The sequence below is a fragment of the Gordonia gummivorans genome, from assembly GCF_022513585.1.
Classification (GTDB): Bacteria; Actinomycetota; Actinomycetes; order Mycobacteriales; family Mycobacteriaceae; genus Gordonia.
In genome coordinates, this window is sequence record NZ_JAKWBF010000042.1 from 38427 (window position 1) to 44679 (window position 6253).

Genomic DNA, 6253 nt, shown 5'->3' on the forward strand with positions numbered 1-6253 from the left:
GAACTCGAGTTGAGTTGGAGAACGCGAGTGCTGCAGCACTCGCGTTCTCCAACTCGGCTCTGGTTGTCGCGGTGCACGGCTGCGCTGGTTTCGTGGGCGGCAGGTCGCGCCTCCTGTGCTAGACGACGATGCTCCCGAGTCCGAGGCGCGTCGTCGGCGAGAGAAAGAATCAGCCGGATGTCACCGTGGCGGTTTGGATGATGGCGCTGATGTTCGGCTTGCCGTAGGTCGCGTTCGGCTTGGCGGGAATGAACCCACCCTTGACGATGCCGTCGAGAACCGGCATCGACGCGTCGTCGACCTTCCCGAGGATCGTGAAGCGCAACGGCAGTCGGGCGTTGTCGGTGAGGAACACCAGCATCGTCGATCCGCCATTGGGTTTGATGTCCTCGGACGGGTAGATGAGCATCGTTCCCCGCGGATACACGAAGACGTTCTCGCCGCTGTCGTTGGTGCCGTCGGGGGTCAATCCGACTGGCTGTTCGTCTGGGCTCGTCCAGCCGGGGTTGGTGTTGTCCTCGCCGTTCGGGGAACCGCACAGCAGATAGATCTTGCCGGACTCGTGGCAGGTGTTGTGGTCGTAGACCCCGTTCTGGATCATCGTCGTGACGGCCCCGACGTTGCAGGGTGCCTTCGTCCGATCCATGGTGACCTTGATGTCGCCCTGCGCGGCTATTGCGAAGGTGGCGTTCACCGTGCCGGACTTGGGTTGTTGGGCCGCGGGCGGGTCGAGTGGGACGCCGCCGACCGGCGTGTGGGTCGTGTACGTGCACGCGACGGTCTCGACATTCGGCGTCGGTGGCGTCGACGACGCTGTCTTCGTATCGTCACTACCTCCAGCTGCGCGGACGGCAAAGAAGACGCCGGCCCCGATGAGGGCGAGGACCGCCACGACGGCGACCACCAGGAGCGCCACCGGACGCTTCTTGGCTTGCGGCCCCGAAGGTGGCGTTCCGCCACCGCCGGAGTAGAGATACGACGGATTCGGCCCACTGGGTGGCGGCGGTGTGTACGAGCCGCCGGGAGCCGAGTGTGGGCCGGAGCCGATCGTTGTGGGCCCGGATGGCGGCGCGCCACCGAATCCGCTCGGTCCCGACGGGGTGGGGCGAATCTGAGTGGGCCCCGAGTATGCCCCGCCTGGCTGCGCTCCCCATGCCGCTGCGCCCGCGGCCGCAGGCCCCGACACCCCAGGCCCCGAGACCCCAGGCCCGGAGGGACGCGACCCCTGCCCGCCCGGCGGATACGTTGGGCCCGACGGCATCCGAGACGGTCCGGACGGAGCGGGACCGGGCCCGGGTCCTGGTTGGTGGACGGGCCGGGTGGGGGTGGTGGCGATCGCGACGGATGCCGCCCGCATCAACTCCTTCGCCGTCGGAAAGCGCTGGGCCGGGTCCTTGGCCAGACCGCGGGCGATCACCGGGTCGAGCGGACTTCCGGTCTGCGGCGGCGGCTGGGTGAGGTGGGCGGTCATGATGCCGGCGTCGGTCTTCGATGGATACGGCGCGCTTCCGGTGACACTCTCGAAGAGCACGCAGGTCAGCGCGTAGATGTCCGAACTCGGTCCCGCCGGAACATCGTTGAGACGTTCGGGAGCCATGTACGCGAGCGTGCCGAGTGCCGTGCCGACCTGCGTCAGGTGCCTGTCGGTCTCACCGTGCGCGATGCCGAAGTCGACGAGATAAGCGAAGTCGTCGTTGTTGACAAGGATGTTGTCCGGCTTGATGTCCCGATGGACCAGCCCGCTGCGATGCGCCGCGTCGAGCGCACCTGCGATCTGGGAGAGGATCGAGACAGCGCGGCCAGGTGCGATGGGGCCGTCCTTCAGAATGCCCCGCAGGTCCTTGCCGTCGACCATGCGCATGTCGATGAACAGCACGCCGTCGTGCTCACCCCAGTCGTGGATCGGGATGACATGCGGGTCGGACAGTTTGGAGGCGGTCTTCGATTCGCGTTCGAATCGCTCGCGGAAATCGCTGTCGTTCGCGAAGTGCAGCGGGAGCAACTTCAGGGCGATGGTGCGTTCCTTGACCGTGTCCAGGGCCTCGTATACCTCGCCCATGCCACCACGACCCAGGAGCCGGCCGATGCGGTACGGGCCCAGCATGGTGCCGGTCCTCGATTTTGGCTCGGTCACGTCACCCCTTCGATTCTCGATCCGAAACTCTCGCCGTCGATCGGGTCCGATCGCCGACAGATCCATTCTCAGCCTATCGAGTGAACTACACCTTCGTATGTCGAGCAGTGGGACGACACAAGGCGAGGCTCCTCCGAACGTATGTGCGGCCCGAATTCACTCGGCTGGATGTCGGTATTCACTGATTAGAACCTCGTGTCGTCCGATTGGACGATCGACCGACTATCGAGTTACCGGGCGGAGTCCTCGTCGACGCGGACCTGGCTGCCGAAGACGCGTGCCGCGTCGCCGTCGATGGCGCGAGCGGGGAGGGGATCGCTGAGCAACCGGCGCGTGAGCGCGGCATATGCCTTCAGGGGGGCGTCGCTGGCCGCCAGTACGACATTGCCGGTGCGTCGACCCTTGAACATGGCCGGATCGGCGATCAGCATCACGTTGGCAAAGACCGATGCGATGGTGGCGGCCTCGGCCCGAACACCGTCGAGCGCTCGCCCATCGCCACAGTTCGCCAGGTACAACCCGCCAGGTGTGAGCAGTTCGTGGACCGACGACGTGAACTCGCGTGTCGTGAGGTGCACCGGGGTTCGGTTCCCGACGAACGCGTCGCGGACCACGACGTCGCGGCTGCCCGGGTGGAGGCTTTCGGTGACCGCCCGGGCATCACCCACCCGGATGCGAAGCAGCGGGGATCGTGGGAGGTCGAACCATTCGCGGACCAGACGCGCGAGTTCGGCGTCGATCTCGACCGCCACCTGCCGCGCGTCGGGGTATCGGACGGCGAGGTAACGAGCGAGCGCGCAGGCCGCACCGCCGAGGTGGACGACGCGCAGGCGAGTCTGTGATGGGTACCGGTCTTCGATGACCGCTGCCATCTGGCGGAGGTATTCGAAGTCGAGGAGCGTCGGGTCCGGGTGGATGTGCGAACTGTGGGTGCCGTTGATCGTCAGCAGCCATCCGCCGGCGACCGGGTCCGGTGCCAGTTCGGCGATGCCGCCGTCGATGTCGTAGCGACCGGCAATGGGTTGTGGTCGTGTCCTGGCCACTACTCGGTCCTGTCCAGCATCACCGGGCAAGTCTGTCACGCAGCGTGGGTTGGCTACGATCGGCCGATGGAACGAGCGCTCGCGACCGCGGGGGGATTGGTGTGCGGGTACCTGCTCGATCGCCTGCTCGGCGATCCGCGGCGCGGACATCCGGTGGCCGGATTCGGTCGGATGGTGTCGGCCGTCGAACGTCACATCTACCGTGATTCCCGATGGTCCGGAACCGTTTTCGCCTGCGCGACGGCCGGTTCGGCGACCGCGTTGGCGCTCGGCGCGCAGCGTCTGTGTGACGGGCCGGCCAGTCGATTCGCGTTCACCGGACTGACCACCTGGATGGTGTTGGGCGGTGCGTCGTTGACGCGGGTGGGCGAACAGGTCGCCGACGCCTTGAGTGCGGCCGACACCGCAGGCGCGCGGTCCCTGGTGCCCAGTCTGTGTGGACGCGACCCGGACTCCCTCGACGACGCGGGCATCTGCCGGGCCGCGGTCGAATCCCTCGCCGAGAACACCTCGGATGCCGCTGTCGCCCCACTGATCTGGGGTGCCGTGGCGGGAGTGCCGGGTCTGGTCGGCTACCGGGCCGTCAACACCCTGGACGCGATGGTGGGGTACCGAAGCCCGCGCTACCGCCGTTTCGGCTGGGCGTCGGCACGGGCCGACGACATCGCGAACCTCGTCCCGGCCCGGATCGCCGGTGCACTCACGGTGCTCGTCGGCGGCGCGCCTCGACGAACGGTGCGCACGTGGCGGCGGGATGCCCGCGCGCACCCGAGTCCCAATGCGGGCGTGGTGGAGTCCGCGTTTGCAGGGGCGCTCGGCGTGCGGCTCGGCGGGCGCACGGTGTACCCGCACGCCGTCGAGGACCGGCCGACTCTGGGTGACGGCGATCCGCCGACGACGACGGACCTGCGTGCGACCGTCACGCTGTCGCGTCGGGTGCAGGCAGCCTCGCTCGCGCTGGCGGTCGGAGTTCTGCTCAGCCGCCGTATCGGCGACTGAGTTTGTCGCGCACCCCGTCTGATGTCGCGGTCGCATCGGGTCCGGTGCCGACTTGGCCGACCTGACGTGACCCGGACACGACGCCGGCCGCTCGCAGGTCGCTGCGGACACGTCGTTTTCGTTCCGCGCGGGTGTCGGGGGTCGCTGTGGGCTCGGCGGCGTCGGCCCCGGGTGCGGCATCGCCCCCGGGCGCAGTGCCCCTGAGCAGGGTGTCACCGTCGGGTTCGGTGGTCACGGAACCGGCGCCCGCCCGCCTGCGGTGACGGATCTCGGAGAACAGGAAGTAGGCGGCACCGAGCGGCGCCATGATGCCGAACGCCAGCCACTGCAATCCGTACGAGAGATACGGTCCGGAATCCAACTGCGGCAGCGGGATCTCGCCGAGTGACCCCGGTTGCGCGGGAGACAGCTGAATGTAGAACCGATCCATCGGAGTCGCCGTCGCCCGGCCGATCTCGGCGGGGTCGATCGAGTACACCGCCAGCATCCCCTCCTCGGCGTGGGCACCGCGACCGGCGCTGGTGCCCTCGGGGGCACGGATCCTCCCGGTGATCGTCACATCGCCGGGTGGTACAGCCGGAATCGGCGGTGCCGCGCCCTCCCGCGGACGGACGTATCCGCGATTCACCGCGATCACCCGGTCGGTACCCGCCACGGCGAATGGCGTCACGACCTCGATCGCCGGCTGCTCGTCGACGTTGCGCAGTCGGACGAGCGCTTGATCCTGCGGCAGATAGCGTCCGCGCAGCGTCACCTCCCGCCATTCCTTCGACGGATCGAAGGCCGCGGTCGGCGCCAGTTGGGCCAGCGGGACCGGGTCGGTCTCGGCTGCGCTGCGGATGAGTTCGTTGCGCTGGTGGGTCGAGGAGTTCTTGCCCAACTGCCAGGGCGCGAGCAGCGTGAAGCACGCAACGGCGAACGCGATCACGACGACGCCCAGGGCGATCCACCCTGGACGCAATACGGATCGGAGCACGCGCACGCCTCAACGGTACCGAGACCGGGTAGCGTGGAACCAATGCGCGACTTCTTATGCCGCAAATGCGGTCAGCGATTGTCCTTCGAAAACAGCCTGTGTCTGCATTGCCAGAGTCCGCTGGGTTTCTGGCTGCCGACCCGATCGATCTACGTGCTCGACGAGTCCGGACGTACCGAGGTGGACGGTGTCCTCCTCGAACGGTGCGCAAATACCCAAGTAGCCCAATGTAATTGGCTTGTGAAGTGGACCGGTAAGCCGACGCGGTGCGTGTCGTGCAAACTCACTCGGACCCGCCCCGGTGACGACGACCTCGACGCTCTGCCGATCTTCGGCCAGGCCGAGACCGCCAAACGACGTGTGATCCTCGAACTGGACGAACTCGGCCTCCCGATCACCGGCCGAGACAATGACCCAAACACCGGACTGGCTTTCGATCTCCTCTCCAGCGCACACGAATCCGTGATCACCGGACACGACAACGGTGTGATCACCCTCGACCTCGCCGAGGGCGACGACGTGCACCGCGAGCAGATGCGCGTCGAACTGGCCGAGCCGTACCGAACCGTGCTGGGTCATTTCCGGCACGAGATCGGGCACTACTACCAACTGGTGCTCATCGATGACGCCGCACGACCCGGATTCGAAGAGCTCTTCGGCAACCCGGACGACGACTATCAGGCCGCGCTCGACCGCCACTATTCGCAGGGCGCGCCGGAAGGATGGCCCGAGCAGTACGTGTCGTCGTACGCGACGATGCATCCGGCCGAGGATTTCGCCGAGACCTTCGCGCACTATCTGCACATTCGCGACAGTCTCGACACCGCGGCGGCATTCGCGATGGCGCCGGCCGGTTCGACACTCGACGGTGTGCTGCCGGGCGACGTCGGGTTCGATCGCATCATCGAATGGTGGCTGCCGCTGTCGTGGTCGCTCAACCAGATCAACCGGTCGATGGGACACCCGGATCTCTATCCGTTCGTGCTGCCCGAGGCAGTGCTGAACAAGATCCGGTTTGTGCACAACCTGGTGAGTCCCGCAGACGAGTGAGGCGGGGGGGGGGGGGGGGGGGGGGGCCCCCCCCCCCCCCCCCCCCCCCCC

General features: G+C 67.4%; 5 protein-coding genes. 2 read left to right on the forward strand and 3 right to left on the reverse strand.

The genetic code is table 11. The annotated features are described in order from the left end of the window. Positions 1-169: 169 nt before the first annotated feature. On the reverse strand, positions 170-2134 hold the full coding sequence (locus MKW15_RS22425) for a protein kinase domain-containing protein (RefSeq protein ID WP_240862280.1): 1965 nt from the start codon (positions 2132-2134) through the stop codon (positions 170-172). 230 nt (positions 2135-2364) lie between these two features. After that, a complete protein-coding gene (locus MKW15_RS22430; RefSeq protein WP_240862282.1) occupies positions 2365-3177 on the reverse strand; it encodes a spermidine synthase in 813 nt (270 codons plus the stop codon). A 66-nt stretch (positions 3178-3243) separates the two neighbouring features. On the opposite strand from MKW15_RS22430, the gene MKW15_RS22435 reads away from it, so the two are divergent. Further along, positions 3244-4176 (forward strand): cobalamin biosynthesis protein, encoded by a 933-nt coding sequence (locus MKW15_RS22435; RefSeq protein ID WP_240862285.1) that lies wholly within the window; start codon positions 3244-3246, stop codon positions 4174-4176. Here MKW15_RS22435 and MKW15_RS22440 read toward each other — a convergent pair. Beyond that, positions 4154-5158 (reverse strand): SURF1 family cytochrome oxidase biogenesis protein, encoded by a 1005-nt coding sequence (locus tag MKW15_RS22440; RefSeq protein WP_240862287.1) that lies wholly within the window; start codon positions 5156-5158, stop codon positions 4154-4156. The genes MKW15_RS22435 and MKW15_RS22440 overlap by 23 nt on opposite strands. A 36-nt stretch (positions 5159-5194) precedes the next feature. Between MKW15_RS22440 and MKW15_RS22445 the strand changes: the two genes are divergently transcribed. Next, positions 5195-6202 carry a zinc-binding metallopeptidase family protein gene (locus tag MKW15_RS22445; protein ID WP_240862289.1) on the forward strand — a complete coding sequence of 336 codons (1008 nt, stop codon included), beginning with the start codon at positions 5195-5197 and terminating at the stop codon, positions 6200-6202. Positions 6203-6253: the final 51 nt, after the last annotated feature.